Raw genomic sequence first — 22245 nt, 5'->3', positions numbered from 1 at the left:
GCAAAACAATGACAAAGCATCCTTTAGTTGTTACAATTCATGTCAATAACAGTGGCCCACAACGCCTCTTATACATCAACAAACACGCTAGTGTGTTTGATACTGACAATCTTAAGGGATTTTATTTGGAATACTTTGACAGGCATAAAGGTGGCGAGAAAGCAATTTTAGTGCATCTCGACATCCAAAAAATACTTGACCCAGACGACTTAACCGAGTTTGAATTACTGGTTGACTCAGCAGGCGCAGAGCGTTTGGCATTAGTGACTGGCTCTCGCCTAAAGCCTGATGCAAAATATTTTGTTGGCTCTGGTAAAGCCGAAGAGATTGCGCAATTAGTTCAAGAAGTTGATGCCGATATTGTCATTTTCAATCACAGTTTATCGCCCTCACAAGAACGTAATATAGAGTCCTTAGTAAAATGCCGAGTACTTGACCGCACAGGGCTTATTTTAGACATTTTTGCCCAACGTGCGCGTACATATGAAGGCAAGTTGCAAGTTGAACTAGCTCAGCTCAATCACTTATCAACACGCTTAGTTCGAGGATGGACGCACCTTGAAAGGCAAAAAGGGGGGATTGGTTTGCGTGGACCTGGCGAAACCCAGCTAGAGACTGACCGCCGATTGTTGCAAACTCGCGTTAACCAACTAAAAACCAAGCTTGAAAAAGTAAAGCAAACTCGTGCTCAGGGACGCTCCAAACGACAAAAGTCAGAAGTGCTAACCATCTCATTGGTTGGTTACACCAATGCGGGGAAATCCACCCTATTTAATCGCCTTTGTGATGAGGATATTTACGCTGCCGACCAACTATTTGCAACACTTGACCCTACCCTACGCCGTTTAAACTGGGCAGGTGTTGGTAAAGTTGTTTTGGTTGATACCGTGGGATTTGTGCGCCATTTACCACATGAATTAGTCGAGTCCTTCCACGCCACCTTAGAAGAAACTTTAGAGGCAGATCTACTTTTGCATGTCATCGACTCCAGTAGTGAGGATATGCATGAACAGATTGATGCAGTAAAACAGGTACTCGCACAAATAGACAACAACGTACCTGTCCTAAACGTATTTAATAAAATAGATACCACTGGTGAGCCTGCTCATATTGGTTATGCAAGTAAAGACACCCCTAACAGGGTTTATGTTTCGGCAAAACAAAATTTAGGGATTGATGAACTCATCCTTGCCGTGCAACAAAGGTTAACTGGCAAACTAGAAATTTTTGATATCACACTCCCCTTTGATGCTGGGCAGTTTAAAAATGAGTTGTATGAGCTAGACGTGGTTGAAGCCAAAACCTATGATGACGTTGGGCATGAAGTCATCACCGTGTGTTTACCAAGCGATAAGTTAAAACTACTGTTAGGGCAGGCTGGTATTGACCCTAAACAAGTATTACCAAATGACCAAGCCAAAAAATTAACAGTTAAAAAAGAACCCTATCAAATAGCCATTGACGCCTTAACAAAAAAAATATAAATAACACAGAACGGTTTTATTAACTTTTATTACCGACAATTAACATTTGCTTTACACTTGGGTGCTAAACTGAGCAAAGTTGATTTACAGTCACTTTTTGTTTTTTAAACAAGCTAAGTTAATAATATAGGTAACTTAATAGGTTCTTTTATGAGCTACAAATTAATCGTATCTGCTATGATGGTAACACTTTATGCCGCAAATGCATCGGCAGGGTTAGCTGTAAGCCAAGAAACCTATGTAAAAGATACCAGTACAAAAACACTAACCATTATCTCTGATGGCAACCCTAATCGTGCATCAAACCAAGGTATCCGTTTTCAGCAGCCAAAGTTTTATTCTGAAAACTTTTATTCAAATAGTGCTGCTGATTCAGATACCTCAAGTTATTACAACAGCTATCAATCAACCAATCCATCTTGGTATTCATCCAACGACTATTGGTACAGTTCAGACAACAACGCTTGGACTAGTAGCAGTGATAGCAGCTCTTATGATGCACTCATCCGTTTATCTGCCAGTCGCCATGGCGTCGACCCAGCCTTAGTAAAGGCCGTTATTCATACCGAGTCTGCCTTTAATCCTTATGCACAGTCCCATGCAGGTGCACAAGGGTTAATGCAATTAATGCCTGCTACTGCAAGAAGATTTGCCGTTTTTAATGTGTTTGATCCAGCCGACAATATTGATGGGGGTACCGAATACCTAGCTTGGTTATTACGTCGTTTTAATTACAATATTGAATACGCCCTAGCTGGATATAACGCTGGTGAAGGCAATGTTGATAAATACAATGGCATCCCCCCTTTTAGCGAAACTCGCAACTATGTCAAAAAAGTAATGCGGCGCTATAACAATTTATACAAAAACGACAGCAGCTTATGGGTTAACAATCGTAACAACTATCAAAACCTTTACAACTAATTAATATGCCTGCATTAACTTAACGGTATGGTTTTACTTAACCGTACCGTTTTTGTATAATCCTATCACTGTTTTTTTGCACGTTTCCATTAATGTACTCCTCTAACAATAAAAAAAACAACTACAATCTCTTTAATATCAACCTATCAATCAAGGAAAACTATATGAGTGCTAATAAACCTGACTTGCCTCATTGGTTAGGCATTTTACTAACTCTGCTTATTGTCATCATTGTAAGGGAGTTATGTGTATTGATATGCCAATTTTGGGAGATTGAACGCGCCGCCAACATTGTTGGGCTAATTATGATGTTTTGCCTATTATTTGCATGGCGACTAATAAGAGAAAAACAAAACAAGCCCAGCTTGCCAAATTGGCTAACTTTGGCAACTAACCGTTTGTTATTAGATAGTGGTTTTGCCTTTTTGCCAGTTTCTGCTGGTGCCGGTCTATTACTCTTTACTTTAGGAGATGAGTTTTGGCGTGTATTTGGCATTATTATTATCAGTACATTAATACCACTATGGGCAATTGCAAAACTGGCAAGTGTATGGCTTAAAACCGACACAACCCAAAAACAAGGAGGTAGTCATTTATGAGTACCAGCTTAATCCCTGTTTTATCTGCATTTTTGCTCACATTAGTTGCTCATATCTCAGCACGCTTATTAGCAAAAAAATTAACTGGCGTTCCAACCGTTGTCACAGCCATTATTCTTGTTATTGCCTTATTGTTTGTGTTTAACTGGCAATTTGACAACTACTACAGCATTGCTAGCCCAGTTTTTGACCGTTTACTTGGTTATGTTACCGTGCTTTTGGCCATTCCACTTGCTTCTATTAACTTTAAGGGCTTGCCTCTAAAAAAACTTTTTTGGATAGTACTGATTGCAACCAGCGTCGGTGCCTTATTACCAATGGGCTTGGCCTATACGTTTGCGTTGAGTCAAAACACCATTCTTGCTTTTGCCACCCGCTCTGTGACAGCCCCTATTGGTTTAAGTATTGCTGGCATCATTAACTCACCACTCATTATGGCAAACCTAATCATTAGTATCTCTGGTTTATTAGGTGCCGGGTTTGGCAAGGTCATCTTAAAAAACATCGAAGACGATAGAGCAAAAGGCTTAGCGATGGGGCTGGTGTGTCACGCCTTTGGTACAATTGAAGCATGGCAAATAAGTCCTACAGCAGGGCGTTACGCAGCGTTTGGTTTGGCGGTTAATGGTTTAATTACTGCATTGTGGGTACCTGTATTTATCAGCCTAATTATATAATGTTAAGATTCGTTACGCCTGCTACACAATTAAATTACACTTGAATGCTAAACTGCTCAAATTTAATAGATATAAAACGCTGAGTAATTTATGAACTTAAGGCTCGCCATCACTTCTACATCGATTGCATTAACCTGTGTCTCCTGCGCTTCGGTGTCTGAGCAGAAATCTGCTCGGTATCATAGCGATCATGCTAGATATGCGGGTTTTATTGCCCCAAAATATGGTGCCAGTGTGCGTCATAATGCCTTTGATGCGCTTATCCGTTCTGCTGCCAAACGCCACGGAGTTGATCCAGCACTCATCAAAGCCATTGTACATACAGAGTCATCGTTTAACCCCCGTGCCCAGTCTCACGCTGGTGCTCAAGGATTAATGCAGCTAATGCCCGCAACCGCCGACCGTTTTAAAGTAAATAACGCTTACGACCCTGCCGCCAACATTGAGGGTGGCACAAAATACTTAGCATGGCTATTACGCAGGTTTGACAACAATGTAGAATATGCGCTCGCAGGATATAACGCTGGCGAAGGCAATGTTGATAAATACAATGGCATTCCACCATTTAAAGAAACCCAAAACTATGTAAAAAAGGTACTCAATCGCTACCACACTTTATATAAAAACAATAATATTTAGTCATTTTATCTATGATAAAATCATAATTTACAATCAGTTATAAAAACTTAACATTGCCACTGTTTCGATAATGGTAAAATACAAAACTTAGTGGCACTTAATAACTTACTAACCCTTAAGTTTAGTAACCCATAAGAACGATGACACTTTGCCGTTAACCGTTAATAAATATCACAGTAAATGAATATAAAAAGCAAAAAAACTGCCTTACTTTCAACTTCCGCCATTCTATTGATTGGTGGTTTAAGTAGTGCCTATGCTTCTGCTAATTCAGATAACATTTCTATTTATAAAGATAAAAACGGCAACGTGATGATGACAAATTTGCAAACAACTGATAGCTATAATCAGTTTACTCAGCAAATGTCTGGAAATTATTCTGCAAACGGACAAAACGACAAGCAATATTTTGGCTCGGGCTACTTTCCTCCCAGCAAATCAAACAATGCCGCTAAGCGTGCCACTGCTAACCAAAATAACCACAACCGCTTCAGTAGGCTTAATGGCAACCGCAGTTATGACGCTCTAATTTTAGCAGCTTGCAGCCGTCATGGCGTTGATCCAGCATTAATAAAAGCCATTGTACATACAGAGTCAGCATTTAACCCAAATGCCCGTTCACACGCTGGTGCAGAAGGGTTAATGCAGTTAATGCCGGCAACGGCTCGTCGTTTTAGTGTTTATAACTCGTATGACCCTGCCGCCAATATCGAAGGCGGTACAAAATACATGGCGTGGTTATTACGCCGCTTTAACAACAACTTAGATTTAGCCTTGGCAGGTTATAATGCTGGCGAAGGTAATGTTGATAAATACGGTGGTATTCCCCCTTTTAGAGAAACTCGCAATTACGTACGAAAGGTACGTAACCGTTATTACAATATATACAAGCATGATACCAGTTTGTTTGTCAGCAACATTAGTCAAAATAGCGCGGCTAGCAATGCCGCAAACAATGCACAAACGAGCAGACAAGACATTAATCAAAATATAACCTTTGGTACCAGCTATAATAGCTACCGTAACTAAACATCATTTTTTATTTCATTCTTGCTTATTTTTTAAGCCTTTTTAACTTATTCCTGTTTAACTGTATCAGTTTTGTATAAAATACCCGCAAATGTTTGAAATCTATCTTTAATGTCAACATATTAATATTGTTCAATTAATTTTATAAAGTTTATCGAAAGGAAAACGAATCTTATGATGCGAATTGGTTTATTTTTATTAACTAACCTTGCCGTGATGGTGGTACTAGGAATTGTGATGTCTGTATTTGGTATGGGCAGTGTCTATGGTGCTGGTGGGTTAAACATAACCAGCTTAATGGTGATGTGTTTTGCCTACGGTATTATTGGCTCGCTTATTTCTTTGTTTATTTCTAAGTGGTCTGCCAAACGTGCAATGAATGTGCAGGTGATAGAATCGCCCGCAACAGCAACAGAAAAGTGGTTGGTTGATATCGTAACCAAACAAGCGAAAGCCGTTAAAATTGGTATGCCAGAAGTCGGTATATTCCATAACCCACAACCCAATGCCTTTGCAACAGGTTGGAACAAAAATAATGCGTTGGTTGCTGTTTCTAGTGGCTTACTAGAAACCATGACACCTGATGAGGTAGAAGCGGTTCTTGCACATGAGATTGGACACGTTGCCAATGGTGATATGGTAACCCTTGCGCTTATTCAAGGCGTAGTTAATGCTTTTGTTATGTTCTTTGCCCGTATTATTGGTTATTTTGTTGATCAAGTGGTATTTAAAAATGAAAGCGACCGCCCTGGTATGGGTTACTTTTTAACCAGCATGGTAATGGATTTAGTGCTGGGTGTGCTTGCCTCTGCAATTGTCATGTGGTTTTCTCGCCTGCGCGAATACCGTGCAGATGAAATGGGTGCCAAACTTGCTGGTAAACAAAACATGATTAATGCACTTGCCGCACTTAAACCTGCCAGCCAAATGCCAGACAACACCCCAGAAGCAATGAAAGCATTTGCAATCTCCAGTGGTCAATCACAAGGGTTTAGCTTTGCTAATTTATTCCGCACTCATCCAACATTAGATGACCGTATTGAAGCATTACAAAAAGCGGATTAATTCATTAATAACTCGTTTCATAAAAAAAGACCAAGCCAGTTAGCTTGGTCTTTTTTTGGGTATTGTTTTTGCTGGTTATATTATAACTACTATTGTATTACTGATTTTTCTTCCAAAATATACAAGACAACAAAAAACCCCACGCTATTAGTCATAGCATGGGGTTTTTAGTATAGCTTAAAGCTAATATAAAGACAAAGCCTTACTTAGCAGCATCTGCCTGTGCAGCAGCAACTTCTGCAGCAAAGTCTTCTTCTTTCTTCTCGATGCCTTCACCAACTTCAAGACGCTTATAAGCAACAACTTTTACGCCTTCAGCTTTTAAAACTTCTGCAACTTTTTTGTCGTTGTCCATTACGTATGGTTGACCCACTAGCGTATTTGCATCTAGGTACTTACGTAAACCACCTTCAATCATTTTTTCAACAATGTTATCTGGTTTGCCAGACTCTTTTGCTTTTGCTTCAATGATTTCTTTTTCACGGTTTAGTACGTCAGCTGGTACGCCTTCGCCATCGATAGCGATTGGGTTAAACGCAGCAATGTGCATTGCCAAGTTTTTGTTGATTTCATCGTTACCACCTTCGGTAGAAACAACAACACCAATACGGATACCATGACGGTATGAACCCATTGCAGCACCTTCAATAACTTCTGCACGGCGTACTTGGATATTTTCACCAATTTTTTGAACAAGCGCGATACGAGCTTCTTCTACTGTTTGACCATCATAGTCAAGTGCAGAAATTGCCGCAACGTCAGTTGTGTCATTAGCAAGTGCTAAATCAGCCACTTTTGTTGCAAACTCAGTAAAACCAGCATCTTTTGCAACAAAGTCAGTCTGACAGTTTACTTCAAGTAATAATGCTTTATCGCCTTCTTGAGCAATGATAATTGCACCGTCAGCAGCAATGTTACCTGCTTTTTTAGCCGCTTTAGCCTGACCAGACTTACGTAAGTTGTCGATTGCAACTTCAATATCACCACCAGCTTCTTGTAGTGCTTTTTTACATTCCATCATGCCAAGACCAGTACGGTCACGCAATTCTTTTACCATTTTTGCAGTTACTTCTGCCATGATTCACCTCAGTGTTTGTTTATTAATCGTTAGTATTACTAAAACTTTATAATTAAATTACTTACAGCACCCATCACCTATCTATTTGTTAATATACAAATTTTTAAGGCTTTTGTTTTTTTGGTCTTTTTTGTAAGTTTAATTTATTTTAATCTTATTAAATGACAATGGCATGACGGTTAAGTTCATGCCATTGTATAATCAATCAATTTAATCTACGATTGATGATTATTCAGCAGCAGCGTCTTCTGCTTTTTCTTCAGCAGCTTCTTCTTGCTGAGCACCACCTTGAGTTTTTGCGTATTCTTTACCTGCAATAATTGCATCTGCCATTGCAGTACCATATAAGGTAACGGCACGAATCGCATCATCGTTTGCTGGGATAACGTAATCTACATTGTCTGGGTTAGAGTTAGTATCAACGATACCAATAACAGGGATACCTAGGTTTTTAGCTTCTTTGATAGCGATAGCTTCGTGATCAACATCAATCACAAAGATAGCATCTGGCAAACCGCCCATATCTTTAATACCACCTAAAGAACGGCTTAGTTTTTCCATATCACGTGTACGCTCTAATGCTTCACGCTTAGTTAGCTTAGCAAAAGTACCATCCTCTGCTTGCTTTTCTAGATCTTTTAAACGGTTGATTGACTGACGAAGTGTTTTCCAGTTTGTCAGCATACCACCTAACCAGCGGTGATCAACATAAGGCATGCCTGCACGTTGTGCTTGTTCACGAACAACGCCACTTGCTGCACGTTTTGTGCCAACAAATAATACTTTGTTCTTTTTAGCAGCAAGACCATTTACAAAAGTCAATGCTTCGTTAAATGCTTTTACTGTATGCTCTAGGTTGATGATGTGAATCTTGTTACGTGCGCCAAAGATATATGGACCCATTTTTGGGTTCCAAAAACGTGTTTGGTGACCAAAGTGTGCACCAGCTTGAAGCAAGTCACGCATTGCGATTTGAGTTGGGCTGTTATCTGCCATGTTAAATTCCTTAAAATTTGGGTTATGCCTCCACATTATAAGAAGTACCGATTTAATGGCACGCATTTGCTTATAAAACCAAATTAATCAAGCCATCAAACACCCAGTACGCCTTAAGCATAATGTGTGTGTCATTGTTTAAAGTTAAAAATACGTTGATACCGTTTAACACCATATCAACCTCCGTTTTAGTCATAACTATATTAGCTTTTTTACTAAAAAATCACGTCTAAAAAACGGAACGCATATTCTATCATAAAAATCTTAGTGTTACCAATGTTTAACACCCCAAAATATGCTACAATGCCACCCATCAAACAAAACTAATTTATAAATAAATTTTGGTGTATTTATGACAACAAAAAATCTAATTTTGGCACCTGATGCTATAGAAAAAATGCGTGTTGCAGGCAAGCTTGCCGCAGACGTATTATTAATGCTGGATGAACACGTTAAAGCAGGCATTACAACAGAAGCATTAGATAAACTTGCGCATGACTATATTGTCAATGTTCAGGGCGCTATCCCCGCACCACTCAACTACAATGGTTTTCCAAAATCTATTTGTACCTCAGTTAACCATGTGGTTTGCCACGGTATCCCAAGTGATGACAAAATCTTAAAAGATGGCGATATCATTAACATTGATGTAACGGTCATTAAAGACGGCTATTATGGCGATACTTCAAAAATGTGGATTATTGGTGAAGGCTCGATTATGGCAAAACGCATTTGCGATGTTGCTCAAAAGGCGTTATATGCAGGTATGAGTGTTGTAAAAGATGGTGCTTATTTAGGCGACATTGGTGCGGCTATCCAAAAAGTGGTTGAGCCAGAGCGTTTTGGTATTGTTCGTGAATTTTGTGGACACGGTATTAGCAATGAGTTCCATCATGAACCACAAGTAATGCACTATGGCAGAGCTGGCACGGGTATGCAGCTAAAATCTGGTATGACATTTACCATCGAACCTATGATTAACCAAGGTACATGGAAAACTAAAATTATGCCTGATAAATGGACAGCCATTACCAAGGACCGTAAATTATCTGCCCAATGGGAACATACCCTAATGGTGACCGATAACGGTTGTGAGGTATTTACCACGCGTCCAGAAGAAGACTTAAGCTTTTTAAATACCTAGCCTTGCTAGGCTGACAAAAACCACCTTAATTAGGTGGTTTTTTTGTACCTAAAAATTTTGCCAGCTTTTTTGGTCGTTCATTGATAAATGACTAACTCTTAGATTTAACTAATTTTTCTGCTACACTGTAGATTAACTATTTTTGATAACTTTAGTTTATTATTACAACCTAAATAAGAATATTTTATGTTTAATAACTACACAGTAAACACCTTACAAATCACACCACTGCCAGATTTAAGCCAACAAACTCAAGCAAATTTAGGTGTGCCCGCATGGTTAACACAGGTTAACCAAGAAATTGACCACGCACTAAGTAAAGGCATCAGTATCCGCCAACTGGTTACAGCAAGAGCCACCGCCATTGATGAGTTACTCATTGCACTATTTAATCTTTATCAACTTGATGAAACCGACCTAACGTTATTTGCCACCGGTGGTTATGGACGTGGTGAGTTATCGCTACACTCTGATGTTGATATTTTACTTTTATCACCAGGCACCATTGATGAAAAAGTAGGCGAGCAACTCAATCAGTTTGTTGCCAAACTTTGGGACATCGGGATTGAACCAGCCCTTGCCGTACGAACGATTGAAGAGTCTATCCAGGTAACTAAAGGCGATCACACCATTGCCTCAACCATCTTAGAAGCACGTTATTTGGTTGGTAATGAAGCCCTAAAATTTGCCCCTAAAAATATCCTAGAAAAAACGTGGTCACAAGTTGATTTTTATAATGCCAAAATGGCAGAAGCCAAACAACGCTATCTACAAAATAACTCTACCGAGTATAACCTAGAACCAGACATTAAAAATGCACCTGGTGGGCTCAGAGACATCCATGTTATTGGCTGGGTAAGTAAACGCTATTTTAGAGTAAGCAAACTATATGATTTAGTACAACAAGACTTTTTAACAGAAAGAGAGTTTGATGAGCTGCAACAGTCTGAAGACTTTTTATGGACAATCCGCCATCATTTACATACTTTAAATGGTCGTAATGAAAACAAACTCTTGTTTGACTATCAACGCGAAATCGCCAAGTTAATGGGATATGAAGACACGCCAGAAATTCATGACTCTCATGGTAATGCTGCTATCGAAAACTTTATGCGCGATTACTATCGCTGTGCAATGCACATCTCGACGTTATCAGAAATGCTGACCGCACACTACTATGAGCTGGTGATAGAGCCCAACTTGAGTGACGATAAAAAACCTAAAAAAATGCCACTAAACGCTTTATTTAACCAAATTGGTAATCAAATTGCCATTGCGCATCACCGTGTTTTTGCACAACACCCAGATGCCATATTACAAATGTTTTTACTGATGGGGCAACATGGTATTAAAAACGTACGTACCCGTACCTTACGTGCATTAAAAATTGCGGCTCGTGGTATTGGGCAAGCCTACCGAGATAACCCAAAAAACAAACAACTTTTTTTAGACAATATTAAAGAACAAAACTATTTGTATCACCGACTACGCACCATGAAACGCTATGGCGTACTGGGTCATTACATACCAGAGTTTGGGCGTGTTACAGGACTCATGCAATTTGATTTGTTTCATCGTTATACCGTTGATGCCCACACCTTGTTTGTGGTTAGGATATTGCATCGATTTACCGATGACAAATATCAAAGCGATTATGACTTAGTTAATAGCATATACCAACGTATTGACCGTAAAGATATTTTAGTATTGGCAGCTATTTTCCACGATATTGCCAAAGGTAGAGGCGGCGACCACAGTAAACTGGGCGAAGTTGAAGCCATTGAGTTTTGCTTACATCATGGCATGAATGAAGCAGATGCAAACCTTGTGGGCTGGTTAACTCGTCAACATTTGTTAATGTCCAGCACGGCACAGAAAAAAGACATCTCAGACCCAGAGGTGGTGAGTGAATTTGCCGAGATTATTGGCAATGTGACCCACTTAAACCACCTTTATGTGCTTACCGTTGCCGACATGAATGCCACCAACTCACAAATTTGGAACAGTTGGCGAGCCAGCTTGATGAAACAGCTTTATACCTACACTCGCCGTATGCTAAAAGCCGACATCGACACCCCAACAAACCGTGACGACATGATTACAGTCAACCGAGAAAAAGCCACTCAGTTGATGATAAAACAAAATTCTAAAATGAATCAGCAAGAAGTCATCACCCTTTGGGATGAGCTGGGCGATGAATACTTTTTGCGAGAAATCCCTGAAGATATTTTATGGCATACTCAAGAAATCCTTAACCACCCACCAATTGGTAAAGCATCCGATAAAGACAGTGAACCACTCGTTTCATTACGTGAGCACAGAGACATTGCATTAGATGCCGTACAGGTTTTTGTTTATACACAAGACCAAGAAAACCTATTTGCAGTTACTATGGCGGTTTTTGACCAAATGGATTTTGATGTTTTAGATGCACGCATCATTACTGGTACACGTGATTTTGCCTTGGATTCCTATATCATTTTAGACCGCCAAGGTACGCTCCTAACAGACCCAGAACGCCAAGATGAACTTAAAAACCGACTCATAACCGCGTTTAAAAGCCCAACCAAACCAAAATTTAGCCAAAAAAGAATACCAAGAAGGTTAAAAAACTTTAGCGTACCAACCAAAGTTCGTTTTGATGAAAACGCCTTACAAAACCAACATATGATGAGCCTAATCACACTTGATAGACCAAGCTTGTTAGCCCAAGTTGGTCAAATCTTTTTAGAGCAAGGTATTGAAGTCCATTCTGCCCGTATTACTACGCTTGGAGAAAAGGCAGAAGACACTTTTTATATTAGTGATAAAAATGATATGGAATTAAGCAATGACAAATTACAGTTGCTAAAATCTGCTTTAATTGATGCGTTAGATACGGACTAACCATAAATTAGTTGCCCTTTGTATTACATTGCCTTTGTTGATGGTCTGTTCATAAGCAGTGCCATCACATTGGCTGTTGACAAAACAGCTAAAATAAATACAAAACACCTCACATTGTCCTTGTTAAACAATTGTATAATTTTTCCCGTCTCATTGTACTTTTAACAGTTGACTATCCCTGCCACAGTTCTATAATAAAACCAAAAATAAAAATCATTAAAAACCAAAAAAGATAACAAAAATATAGCAAAGATAGCTTAGGTATCTTATTAATCGTCAACTAATTAACCAGCCAAAATAATAACTCAGCTGATATTAATACTATTTAACCCTTAACCAGATACTTACAACTATTACCCTATCAATAACACTCAATATTAATAAATAGGAGGTTAATATGCCGTTTAAGCTTATCCCAACAATTATATCCATGATTATCGGTTTACTCATTTGGTTTATTATCCCTGTACCTGTGGGCGTTGACCCAAATGCATGGCATCTGCTTGCCATCTTTATTGCCACCATTGCGGCCATTATTGGCAAAGCTTTACCAATTGGGGCAATTGCCATCATCGCTATGACTTTAGTTGCTGTGACTGGTGTCACTAACGACAGCCCAAAAGGTGCCATAACCGACGTACTTTCTAGCTTTTCGAGTCCTTTGATTTGGTTAATTGGTATTGCCATCATGATTTCTCGTGGTTTGATAAAAACTGGATTAGGTAACCGCATTGCCTATTATTTTATTGCACTATTTGGCAAAAAAAGCTTGGGGATTGGGTACTCACTTGCCATCTCTGAGTTAATGATTGCACCAATTACGCCATCAAACACCGCACGTGGTGGTGGTATCATCCACCCAATTATGAAGTCAATTGCCCATAACTTTGACTCAACACCAGAAAATGGCACACAAAGCAAAATTGGTAAATACCTCGCTTTGGTTAATTATCATTCAAACCCCATCACTTCTGGGATGTTTATTACCGCAACCGCACCTAACCCGTTGGTTGTAGATTTAATCAATAAAGCAACAGGTAGTGAAATCCAACTGTCTTGGACAACATGGGCTGTCTCCATGTTTATCCCAGGTATGCTATGTATTTTACTAATGCCTTTGGTTATCTATCTGCTGGCAAAACCAGAAATTAAAGAAACCCCAGATGCAAAAACCTTTGCTACCAATAATCTAAAAAAAATGGGGCGAATCTCTAAAAATGAAAAAATCATGCTGGCAATTTTTACCTTAATGTTGCTTTTTTGGGCAAACATTCCAGAGATGTTAACAGGCATTAGTGCTTTAAAATTGCACTCTGCAACCACCGCATTAATCGGCTTATCTGCTTTACTTATTACAGGTGTTCTAAGTTGGGAAGACATTCTTAAAGAACGTTCTGCATGGGATACCATCGTTTGGTTTTCTGCATTAATTATGATGGCAGGCTTTTTAAATAAACTTGGGCTTATTGAGTGGTTTTCTGGCAATATTCAGGCAGCTATTGCTGCTACGGGTGTTAGCACAACCATGGCAATGGTTATTTTGACCTTGGTGTATATGTATGTGCATTACTTTTTTGCCAGTACCACCGCACACATCACCGCCATGTTTGCTGCATTTTATACCGTTGGTTTAAGCCTTGGCGCACCGCCAATGTTATTTGCATTGATTATGGCAGCAGCTGGCAATATTATGATGACCCTAACCCATTATGCAACCGGCACTGCGCCTGTAATATTTAACTCAGGGTATGCATCACTGGGTGAATGGTGGCGTGTTGGTTTTATCATGAGCGTTGTTAACCTAGTCGTATGGATTAGCGCTGGTCTCGTTTGGTGGAAGTTTTTGGGTCATTATTAACTCCCTTTGAACCATAAAACTTTACTAACTCATTTTAAAAGACGGCTGCTATTGGTAAGCCGTCTTTTTATTTTTCTTTATCAAAGCAATTTCTGATAAACTAGCTGAAATTTTACACAAATTCTGACTGACGCTTTTTTGAGGATAGCCATGAACTCAAACCTTAATCTCCTTCATCCTTATCCATTTTCTAAAATGGCAACCTTACTGGCTGATATAACCCCCGCCAGTGATTATGCGCCAATTAAACTTGGCATTGGTGAACCCAAACATTTGCCACCACAATTTGTATTAGATGAACTCATTGCTCATGCAGGCAAAGTTCAAAACTACCCAACAACTGGTGGCATACCCGAGTTATCACAAACGATTGCCGATTGGCTAAAACAGCGTTTTAACTTAAATGATATTAACCCAACATCAGAAGTTATCCCTGTTATGGGCACACGCGAAGCCATTTTTAGCTTTGTACAAGCTTGTATTGATACAACATGCACTGACGACACACCAAACCAAAAGCCGGTTATTGTCATGCCAAATCCGTTTTATCAAATATACGAAGGCGCAGCAATTTTGGCAGAAGCCGAGCCCTATTATGTGCCTTGTACGCCAGAAAACAACTTTAAAGCAGACTATCACCAAGTACCTGCAGAGATTTGGGAGCGAACACAACTGCTATTTGTATGCAGCCCAAACAACCCGACAGGCTCAGTGCTATCAGAAAACGATTGGAAAGAACTGATAGCATTGTCAGACAAATACAACTTTATCATCGCCAGTGATGAATGCTATAGCGAGCTGTATTTTGATGCCCCACCTGTTGGCTTACTAGAAGTATGTGCAAAGTTAGAAAGAAATGATTATAAAAATTGCGTGGTTTTTCACTCATTGTCTAAGCGCTCTAACTTACCAGGTTTACGCTCTGGTTTTATTGCCGGTGATGCAAACTTACTAAAACCTTACCTGCAATACCGCACCTACCAAGGTTGTGCTATGCCAATTCATCATCAATATGCCTCTATTAAAGCATGGCAAGATGAAGAGCATGTCGAGGCCAACCGTGTACTGTATCGCGAAAAATTTGCTTTATGGATGCAAGAACTTGGCGACTTATTAGAGCTACGCCACCCAGATGCCAGTTTTTATTTTTGGGTAAAAGTACCCGATAAATTTAATAATGATGATGAACACTTCGTCAAAGAATTATTAGAAAAGGTAAATATCTACGCACTAGCTGGGCGGTATTTATCACGAGAGGTTAATGGATACAACCCTGGTAAAGGCTATGTTCGTCTTGCTTTAGTAGCCAGTGTAGAAGAAAGCCAAGAAGCCATTAAACGGATTAAAACGCTATTAGCATAACCATTTTTTAGCGGATAAATACCCAAAAGCATAAGCTTAAATTTACCAAGCTTATGCTTTTTTTATCAGCGTATTACCTACTCACCTAAAATCCACTCAACTGCTTTTTCTACATGCACAAGGGTGCTATCAAACACAGGCAACGGACTGTTATCTTGGTGAATCATTAAACCGATTTCTGTACAGCCTAAAATCACGGCTTGAGCTTGGTTGTCTTTTAGTTGCTCAATGGCTTGGATATAAACGTCACAAGAAGTGTCTAACACTGTACCATGACACAGCTCATCAAAAATAATACGATGAATTTCTGGCTGAATCTCTAAATCTGGCGTAACCACTTTGATTCCTCGGTTTTCCAGCACTTGGTGATAAAAACCATCTTGCATGGTAAATGCTGTACCTAACAAACCAACGGTTTCGATACCATTTGCCAGTAATTCATCTGCCATACAGTCAACAATGTGTAAAAAGGGAACATCAATGGCATTTTGTATACCATCCGCCACCTTGTGCATGGTATTAGTAGATAATAACACCGCTTCAGCACCTGATGATTGCAGATTTTTTGCCTGTTGAGCAAGCAGATTGCTAGACGCTTGCCAATCGCCAGATTTTTGTTGCTGAACCACTTCTTCAAAATCGACACTGGCAATCAGCAGTTTTGCTGAGTGATTTTTGCCAAGTCGTTCATTGACTTTTTTATTGATGAGCGTGTAATAGTTAGCGGTTGATTCATAGCTCATACCACCTAAAATACCTATCGTTTTCATGGTTATTCCTATTATATTAAGGCAACAAACATATGCCCTATTAACTCGTAAAATTCTTGTGATTTAATTACCAAATTTAAAAACACGCATGCTTTTTGCCCTTAGTAGATAAAACTCAGCACTATTCTGACTCAGTACATTAAATAGTGATTGGTGTGAGCATCTTTTCAGATTTTCAATCTCAGGTTTACAGCATATTGGCTTCTAATAAGTGAGTTATATCATAGCCAAAAAACCATTGATAATCCCGATACACTCTTAGGCCATATTAACAAACTGTATTGGTAGTTATAGGAGTACAATTTAGGAGGAGATATGTTTGAGCAATTTTTTGCTATTTGACATAGTTCTTTAACTATAAATGGGCTTTTTTATATCTTTACAGGCTTCCTACTCACCACTAAACCCAACATGATCAGAACCATGGCAACTACCTTCTACCATGTTATGGCTTTGCCAGTTAAAACAATCGAAACAAACATACCAATAATAGGCACAAGCAGTGCAAAAAAAGGCTTGAGAATTACCTCCCATTAAGGCTAAGGTACCACCAACACAGCACAATTACACAAATCATCACTGTCAAAGCTGGTCATCTCGCCTGCGGTTAGCTTCGGTACAGGAAACAGTCGTACCGTTAGCGGTTTATTAAGCCTAAACGCCATGGTGCCAGTGTCTCGAATGATGGCACAGATTTTTTCACTTGGGGTGTCGCCCTCAATCGGCACCGTATCTAATCCAATGCCACAGACACTGCTATAAGTCAGCAAGTCTTTGATGTCAAACTGCTGATTGATTGTCGCTTTGGCAAGTCCTGTATCCTCGGTAACCGCCAACATCAACCCAGAAAAACCAACCTGCTGAACATTGTTTACCGACTTAAACACCTTGGTTAATAATGCCGAAGCTTCAACCGTACCACTTGCCCCAAAATAGGGTACACCCAGCAGTTGATACACCTCAACCATACTAGCACAATCCTTGGACGGTGCGGCGGAGGTATCCATGCCAATAAACTGCCAGCCTTGCTCAAGAGAGGTATTGTCAATCACGCCAACCACTTTATCCACATGATATTGCAAGGCTGTGTGCATAGCGGTGTATGCCTGTTGCATAAATTCAGCGTGGTTATCAGCACAGTTATCAACGTTGTTAGATGTTTGGTTTTCACAGACCTCCCCTTGATAAGGGAGAGTTAGAGGGGATACTGACTGCAACACATCAACCAATAAATCAGGCGTTTCTAAGCCCACCACGACTGCCTTATCTACATTAGCCTTGTCGTTTGCTTGTTTTGGGCGATGATAACTGGCAGGAAAATAGGGAATATAGCTATCGCAATTAAAATTGACGGTAAAGTTAAAATTGCCCTCGCCATTGGGCGTGATATCCGCAATCTGTTGGATAGCTTGCACCGACTGCTCAATCAACTCATGTTGTAAAAACCCATGCTCATTCATCGGCACGTTGACACAAGCATTACACAAATCGCCATAATCTTTGATAAGCTCGGGTAGTAAGGCAATCTCATGAGCGGTACATGCCTCGCCAATTGCAAAACGGATACGCAACTCATTATTTTTGTTCAGTTCGTCAAGATGTTGGGTAATCTGTGCCAAACTTTTTTTAGCAGTGTTAATGTCGCTTGTGTTGAGGTACTCTCCAAATGGATTGGTCACAAGGCGTAGGCTTTGCACATGATAACCTGCTTGTTGTAAGGCGATAGCAAGGGTATCACATTGGCGTTTTCCTTCGGCTAGAATATCGTACCAAAGGTTACTGTCTTTCGGTAAGGTGATAAAGGCAGTAACGGCTCGCACTCGGCATAGTTTCTGATTTTTATAGCTTTCTGCATTGATAATATTGTTCATTACTCTATTCCTTATTTTATGCCTAACTGAAAAATAGACACACTCGTATCATACCCCAGCTCATAATAGTTATTATCATTAAAGGTAAAGTTTTTAATCACTTGTAGACCCAATTTATCCACATGAGCATGGTATGAGCGTGGATGAATAGGACTGATGAAGGTCAGCAAAATCGGATATTGTGTTCCCATCTGTATAAAAATTAGTCAGTAACAGGCTTCCTACTTACCCCCAAACCCAACATAATCAGTACCATGGCAACTACTTTCCACCATGTCATGGTTTCACCAGTTAAAACAACCGAAGCAAACATACCAATAATAGGCACAAGCAGTGCAAATGGCATCACTTTAGAAGCACTGTTGTTTTGTAGTAAAAATGTCCACATCACAAATCCCATTAACGTTGAAACATACACAATAAAGCTTAAAGACAACCAAGATTTGATGCTTGCCTCGCTAAATGTGCTTACTGTCCAAGTATTTGGCTCTAAGAACCATGACAGAATAGACATCAACACCGCCACAATCAGACCACCCCAGGCCACTAAAGACAGAGGTGAACTTCCCATTAATTTTTTTGAAGCAATGTTACCAAAGCTCCAGCCAGTTGCTGACATTAAGATACAGATAAATCCGAGCAATGGCATATCTCCACCAACATTGATACCAATCAAACCAAGACCAAGCACCGCTATTATTAGTCCAATTATCTGCCAGCGGTTAATACTTTCTCCTAATAACAGATACGCTAAAAATAAGGTGATAAACACTTGTATTTGCAATATCAATGCAGACAACCCTGCGGACGCACCCAGTTGCATAGCATAAAACAACAATCCATATTGAATGGCAAATGTACCCACCGCATAGGTCATAAATACCAGATTAAATTTAGGTCGTTTAACAAAAAATATCAGCGGTATTGCTGTGAAAATAAACCGCATTGCCGTCAGCATGATGGGGTCAAAACTCTCAAGCCCCCATTTAATAAAGGTAAAATTCACGCCCCAAATAATGGTGACGAGAATGGCAAGAAGAGTATGTTTGAGTGGCATGGGAGTTTCTCAAGTCGTATATGAATATTTTGAGTAGCTAAAATAGCATGGTAGACTAAAACAGTACCGATACAGTTAAGGACTATTTTTTATAAACTGTTGCGGTTATTTTTTCAGTACAGTTTTCTTGCTAGCTTTGCACTTTATTGTCTATTTGACTCATAGAAAGTGCATAAGAACTATGCTTGCCTATTTAAAAATAGAAAACAGATTTAACATAAAAGAATACAAACTTAGTTAGCAAACTTTAGAACTATATTTTTTTAAATCTTATAAAGTCTAGATTAGTGTATATTCAAACTTATGATGAACACCTGATAAAGCTAAAAAAAGCTCACTAACTGGGATTATTAAATGACCACCAAAACACAGCTCGTCCAAACTCACATCATTGAAAAAATCCAATGGCAGGTTTATCACCCCAACACACGCATACCCTCGGTACGAGATATGGCAAACAAGCTTGGCGTATCTCCTTATACCGTTAGCCAAGCCTATGACACCCTTGTTGCCCAAGGTTATATCTATGCCCGTCAAGGGGCAGGCTATTATGTGCGTGAACCCAAGGAGATGCAAAAGACCCATGCGGTTGCCCTGCCAGCGATGACCAATAATGTGTTAGATACGGGTTGGCTACTCACTCATTTGTTTAATGACTTACCTCGCACACGTGCTTCGGGCAGTGGTTTGTTGCCTCCTGATTGGCTGATGCCCAAAAAACACATGCTCTCCGCCAGTCGCAAAGTCATCAATGAGCTAGACTATGTCTATGAATATGGGCATTTGCAAGGCTATCATGGATTGCGTGAGCAGTTTGCTCGTCAGCTCGACGATATGGGTATCTCGGCACATCCCTCAATGATGATTACCACCACAGGAGTGTCTGCAGGTATTGTGACCATTGTTCAAGCCATGTGTCAGGTGGGTGATACGGTTGTCGTCGATGACCCAACGTGGTTTTGGATTATTGGTAGTTTGCAAAACTTAGGGATGAATGTGGTTGGCGTTACTCGCACTGCTGATGGCCTAGATTTAGAACAACTAGAAGCCATTCTTCAGCATTATCAACCCAAGCTTTATATTACCAATACCACATTACACAACCCAACCTCTTACAACATCACACCGACCAGTGTATTTGCCGTACTGCAATTGATGGAAAAGTATGATTGTTATGTGGTGGAAGATGATGTGTATAGTGCCTTTAATCCAGACAAAACCATGGTGCGCTATGCCACCTTAGATGGTTTTAAACGGGTGTTTTATCTAAATGGGGTGTCAAAAGTGCTTGGTGGTAATTGGCGGATTGCCTTGACGGTTTGCCCTGAACAGCATTTGCAAGCGGTCTTACGCCAAAAAATGCTGAGTAATATGACTTGCCCAGAGATGACAGAACGAACCATTACTTACATTTGGCAAGACCCTGCCTTTGCCAAACATGAAAAAAACATACAGTCTCGATTGGCAAAAGCACATCATACCTTACTTAAACGTCTTAAAAAACATGGCTTCACTCCGCCAACAGACAGCAACCCTTGTCTATTTATGTGGCTTGATTTGAGTAATGAGGGCATAATCGATACCGCAGAACTTGCCTTACAAGCTCATAAAGAACAATGGTTGGTTGCTCCAGGACATTTGTTTTCACCCACAGGGCGTTTTAAACATCATATCCGATTAAATGTCACACGCACCAGTGATGAGTTTTTAGAGTGGTTAAGAGCTTATATTGAAAATGTATGTTGCTAGCACAGGCACTTCAACTACACACTTATGCATTGACAAAAATTTGCTCGGTTGGCAAACGTGATTTTGGTAATTTGGCATTAAAGTCATCATCCGCTCGGTAACCAAACGCCATTACCGCCACGGCTTGATAGCCTTGCTTTGCCAAATCAAACTCTTTATTTAATGCGCCACAGTCTACCCCTTCCATTGCGGTGGCATCAATACCCATTGCAGCCACACCAAGCAGCACCATACCAATGTTTAAATACAACTGGTTGGTATTCCATTCACGCTCGTCCTTTAGTTCATTTCTGTGGTGCTCGACAAAACGCTGAATGTGCCCCTGACGAAGACTTTTATCGTCCGCCAAATTAAATCGACCATCTTGTTCTTCTGCATTCGCAATATTGCAAACATGCGCATCATCAATGCTGGTTTTACCACAGTAAATCACCACATGCGAGGCCGCTTTTATTTTTTCTGCATTAAAGGCATACCTAGCAGGGAACCCTTTAAGCACTCGTTCTTTAGCGACTTCGTTATCGGCAATTATAAACTGCCAAGGCTGTAAGTTTAAGCTAGAGGGGCTAAGCCGAATCAGCTCCTTAATTTTGGCAAAGTCTTCTGGCGAGATTTTTTTGTTTGGGTTATAAGATTTAGTGCTGTATCGATTTTTTGCAACATCTATAATATTCATCACCTCTCCCTAGTCACGTTTTGTGATTATTAGATTTTTAAATGCCACTGAATAGATAAAAGTATTTGGCTATTTAGGTCTCGTTTACTCTACCACAACCATTAAGATAACCATAGTCAAACTCAAGGTTAGGGTTAAGGTTAATAAAAAAGCACATCTCACACTTTTTTTAGCAGATGTTTGAATATGTAACCAGCCTCACTTTTTACTTTTAATTTTTATAACCATTCAAGTAACAGTAATCCCAATGAATAAAAACTAAAGGATTACCATGCGTTTTTTAACCATGAAAAAGCTAATAGTACAGATGGTTTGTCGGCTGACAAAAATAAATGAACTAATGCATTTGATAAATAAAATTTTAGACTCAATTTGGCAAAG

General features: G+C 39.7%; 18 protein-coding genes and 1 pseudogene. 12 read left to right on the top strand and 7 right to left on the bottom strand.

The window, feature by feature from the left end:
* Positions 1-125 precede the first annotated feature (125 nt).
* From hflX to htpX, 7 genes and pseudogenes are all read left to right on the top strand, one after another.
* Complete coding sequence (hflX, locus tag VH441_RS08760; protein ID WP_434353265.1) at positions 126-1484, top strand: ribosome rescue GTPase HflX; 1359 nt, start codon at positions 126-128, stop codon at positions 1482-1484.
* Between the two features lie 150 nt (positions 1485-1634).
* Entirely contained in the window at positions 1635-2408 is a 774-nt protein-coding gene (locus VH441_RS08755; protein ID WP_434353264.1) for a lytic transglycosylase domain-containing protein, read from the top strand.
* A gap of 164 nt (positions 2409-2572) precedes the next feature.
* Positions 2573-3007, top strand: coding sequence for a CidA/LrgA family protein (locus VH441_RS08750; protein ID WP_434353263.1), 435 nt, complete (start codon positions 2573-2575; stop codon positions 3005-3007).
* Positions 3004-3684, top strand: a complete 681-nt coding sequence (locus VH441_RS08745) for an LrgB family protein (RefSeq protein WP_434353262.1) — start codon at positions 3004-3006, stop codon at positions 3682-3684. The genes VH441_RS08750 and VH441_RS08745 overlap by 4 nt, the downstream gene beginning before the upstream one ends.
* Positions 3685-3894: 210 nt before the next feature.
* Positions 3895-4311: pseudogene (locus VH441_RS08740) on the top strand (lytic transglycosylase domain-containing protein); the annotation flags it as partial.
* A gap of 192 nt (positions 4312-4503) precedes the next feature.
* The gene (locus VH441_RS08735) at positions 4504-5352 is read left to right on the top strand and encodes a lytic transglycosylase domain-containing protein (protein ID WP_434353261.1); all 849 of its coding nucleotides are present in this window, start codon (positions 4504-4506) and stop codon (positions 5350-5352) included.
* Between the two features lie 174 nt (positions 5353-5526).
* Positions 5527-6417: a protease HtpX gene (gene htpX / locus VH441_RS08730; RefSeq protein ID WP_434353260.1), complete on the top strand. Its 891-nt coding sequence runs from the start codon at positions 5527-5529 to the stop codon at positions 6415-6417.
* A gap of 202 nt (positions 6418-6619) precedes the next feature.
* Here the strand turns inward: htpX and tsf are convergent, their stop codons facing one another.
* From tsf to VH441_RS08715, 3 genes are all read right to left on the bottom strand, one after another.
* Entirely contained in the window at positions 6620-7495 is an 876-nt protein-coding gene (gene tsf / locus VH441_RS08725) for a translation elongation factor Ts (RefSeq protein WP_434353259.1), read from the bottom strand.
* Positions 7496-7723: 228 nt separating this feature from the next.
* Positions 7724-8491: a 30S ribosomal protein S2 gene (rpsB, locus tag VH441_RS08720; RefSeq protein ID WP_434353258.1), complete on the bottom strand. Its 768-nt coding sequence runs from the start codon at positions 8489-8491 to the stop codon at positions 7724-7726.
* 70 nt (positions 8492-8561) lie between these two features.
* Positions 8562-8687: a hypothetical protein gene (locus VH441_RS08715; protein WP_434353257.1), complete on the bottom strand. Its 126-nt coding sequence runs from the start codon at positions 8685-8687 to the stop codon at positions 8562-8564.
* A gap of 156 nt (positions 8688-8843) precedes the next feature.
* On the opposite strand from VH441_RS08715, the gene map reads away from it, so the two are divergent.
* From map to dapC, 4 genes are all read left to right on the top strand, one after another.
* Positions 8844-9635, top strand: coding sequence for a type I methionyl aminopeptidase (gene map / locus VH441_RS08710; protein ID WP_434353256.1), 792 nt, complete (start codon positions 8844-8846; stop codon positions 9633-9635).
* Between the two features lie 186 nt (positions 9636-9821).
* Positions 9822-12521, top strand: a complete 2700-nt coding sequence (gene glnD, locus VH441_RS08705) for a [protein-PII] uridylyltransferase (protein WP_434353255.1) — start codon at positions 9822-9824, stop codon at positions 12519-12521.
* A 397-nt stretch (positions 12522-12918) separates the two neighbouring features.
* Positions 12919-14379, top strand: coding sequence for a DASS family sodium-coupled anion symporter (locus VH441_RS08700; RefSeq protein ID WP_434353254.1), 1461 nt, complete (start codon positions 12919-12921; stop codon positions 14377-14379).
* Positions 14380-14529: 150 nt separating this feature from the next.
* A complete protein-coding gene (dapC, locus tag VH441_RS08695) occupies positions 14530-15741 on the top strand; it encodes a succinyldiaminopimelate transaminase (RefSeq protein WP_434353253.1) in 1212 nt (403 codons plus the stop codon).
* 77 nt (positions 15742-15818) lie between these two features.
* On the opposite strand, the gene VH441_RS08690 is transcribed toward dapC, so the two are convergent.
* The 3 genes from VH441_RS08690 to VH441_RS08680 all read right to left on the bottom strand — a co-directional run bounded on the left by VH441_RS08690 (position 15819) and on the right by VH441_RS08680 (position 19439).
* Positions 15819-16511 (bottom strand): aspartate/glutamate racemase family protein, encoded by a 693-nt coding sequence (locus VH441_RS08690; protein WP_434353252.1) that lies wholly within the window; start codon positions 16509-16511, stop codon positions 15819-15821.
* A 539-nt stretch (positions 16512-17050) separates the two neighbouring features.
* The gene (locus VH441_RS08685; protein WP_434353251.1) at positions 17051-18382 is read right to left on the bottom strand and encodes a DUF711 family protein; all 1332 of its coding nucleotides are present in this window, start codon (positions 18380-18382) and stop codon (positions 17051-17053) included.
* A gap of 202 nt (positions 18383-18584) precedes the next feature.
* The gene (locus tag VH441_RS08680; protein ID WP_434353250.1) at positions 18585-19439 is read right to left on the bottom strand and encodes an EamA family transporter; all 855 of its coding nucleotides are present in this window, start codon (positions 19437-19439) and stop codon (positions 18585-18587) included.
* A gap of 354 nt (positions 19440-19793) precedes the next feature.
* On the opposite strand from VH441_RS08680, the gene VH441_RS08675 reads away from it, so the two are divergent.
* Entirely contained in the window at positions 19794-21188 is a 1395-nt protein-coding gene (locus tag VH441_RS08675; protein WP_434353249.1) for a PLP-dependent aminotransferase family protein, read from the top strand.
* Positions 21189-21210: 22 nt separating this feature from the next.
* On the opposite strand, the gene nfsB is transcribed toward VH441_RS08675, so the two are convergent.
* Entirely contained in the window at positions 21211-21864 is a 654-nt protein-coding gene (gene nfsB / locus VH441_RS08670; RefSeq protein ID WP_434353248.1) for an oxygen-insensitive NAD(P)H nitroreductase, read from the bottom strand.
* Positions 21865-22245: the final 381 nt, after the last annotated feature.

The organism is Psychrobacter sp. HD31 (genome assembly GCF_051097895.1).
Lineage (GTDB): Bacteria > Pseudomonadota > Gammaproteobacteria > Pseudomonadales > Moraxellaceae > Psychrobacter.
This window is presented reverse-complemented; position numbering and strand designations above follow the sequence as displayed.

Coding starts and splice junctions, on each gene's coding strand:
- VH441_RS08715 (WP_434353257.1), bottom strand. CDS start 8,687: ATGACTAAAACGGAGGTTGATATGGTGTTAAACGGTATCAACGTATTT.
- VH441_RS08750 (WP_434353263.1), top strand. CDS start 2,573: ATGAGTGCTAATAAACCTGACTTGCCTCATTGGTTAGGCATTTTACTA.
- htpX (WP_434353260.1), top strand. CDS start 5,527: ATGATGCGAATTGGTTTATTTTTATTAACTAACCTTGCCGTGATGGTG.
- VH441_RS08675 (WP_434353249.1), top strand. CDS start 19,794: ATGACCACCAAAACACAGCTCGTCCAAACTCACATCATTGAAAAAATC.
- tsf (WP_434353259.1), bottom strand. CDS start 7,495: ATGGCAGAAGTAACTGCAAAAATGGTAAAAGAATTGCGTGACCGTACT.
- VH441_RS08690 (WP_434353252.1), bottom strand. CDS start 16,511: ATGAAAACGATAGGTATTTTAGGTGGTATGAGCTATGAATCAACCGCT.
- dapC (WP_434353253.1), top strand. CDS start 14,530: ATGAACTCAAACCTTAATCTCCTTCATCCTTATCCATTTTCTAAAATG.
- VH441_RS08680 (WP_434353250.1), bottom strand. CDS start 19,439: ATGCCACTCAAACATACTCTTCTTGCCATTCTCGTCACCATTATTTGG.
- VH441_RS08735 (WP_434353261.1), top strand. CDS start 4,504: ATGAATATAAAAAGCAAAAAAACTGCCTTACTTTCAACTTCCGCCATT.
- map (WP_434353256.1), top strand. CDS start 8,844: ATGACAACAAAAAATCTAATTTTGGCACCTGATGCTATAGAAAAAATG.
- nfsB (WP_434353248.1), bottom strand. CDS start 21,864: ATGAATATTATAGATGTTGCAAAAAATCGATACAGCACTAAATCTTAT.
- VH441_RS08700 (WP_434353254.1), top strand. CDS start 12,919: ATGCCGTTTAAGCTTATCCCAACAATTATATCCATGATTATCGGTTTA.
- glnD (WP_434353255.1), top strand. CDS start 9,822: ATGTTTAATAACTACACAGTAAACACCTTACAAATCACACCACTGCCA.
- rpsB (WP_434353258.1), bottom strand. CDS start 8,491: ATGGCAGATAACAGCCCAACTCAAATCGCAATGCGTGACTTGCTTCAA.
- VH441_RS08685 (WP_434353251.1), bottom strand. CDS start 18,382: ATGAACAATATTATCAATGCAGAAAGCTATAAAAATCAGAAACTATGC.
- VH441_RS08755 (WP_434353264.1), top strand. CDS start 1,635: ATGAGCTACAAATTAATCGTATCTGCTATGATGGTAACACTTTATGCC.
- VH441_RS08745 (WP_434353262.1), top strand. CDS start 3,004: ATGAGTACCAGCTTAATCCCTGTTTTATCTGCATTTTTGCTCACATTA.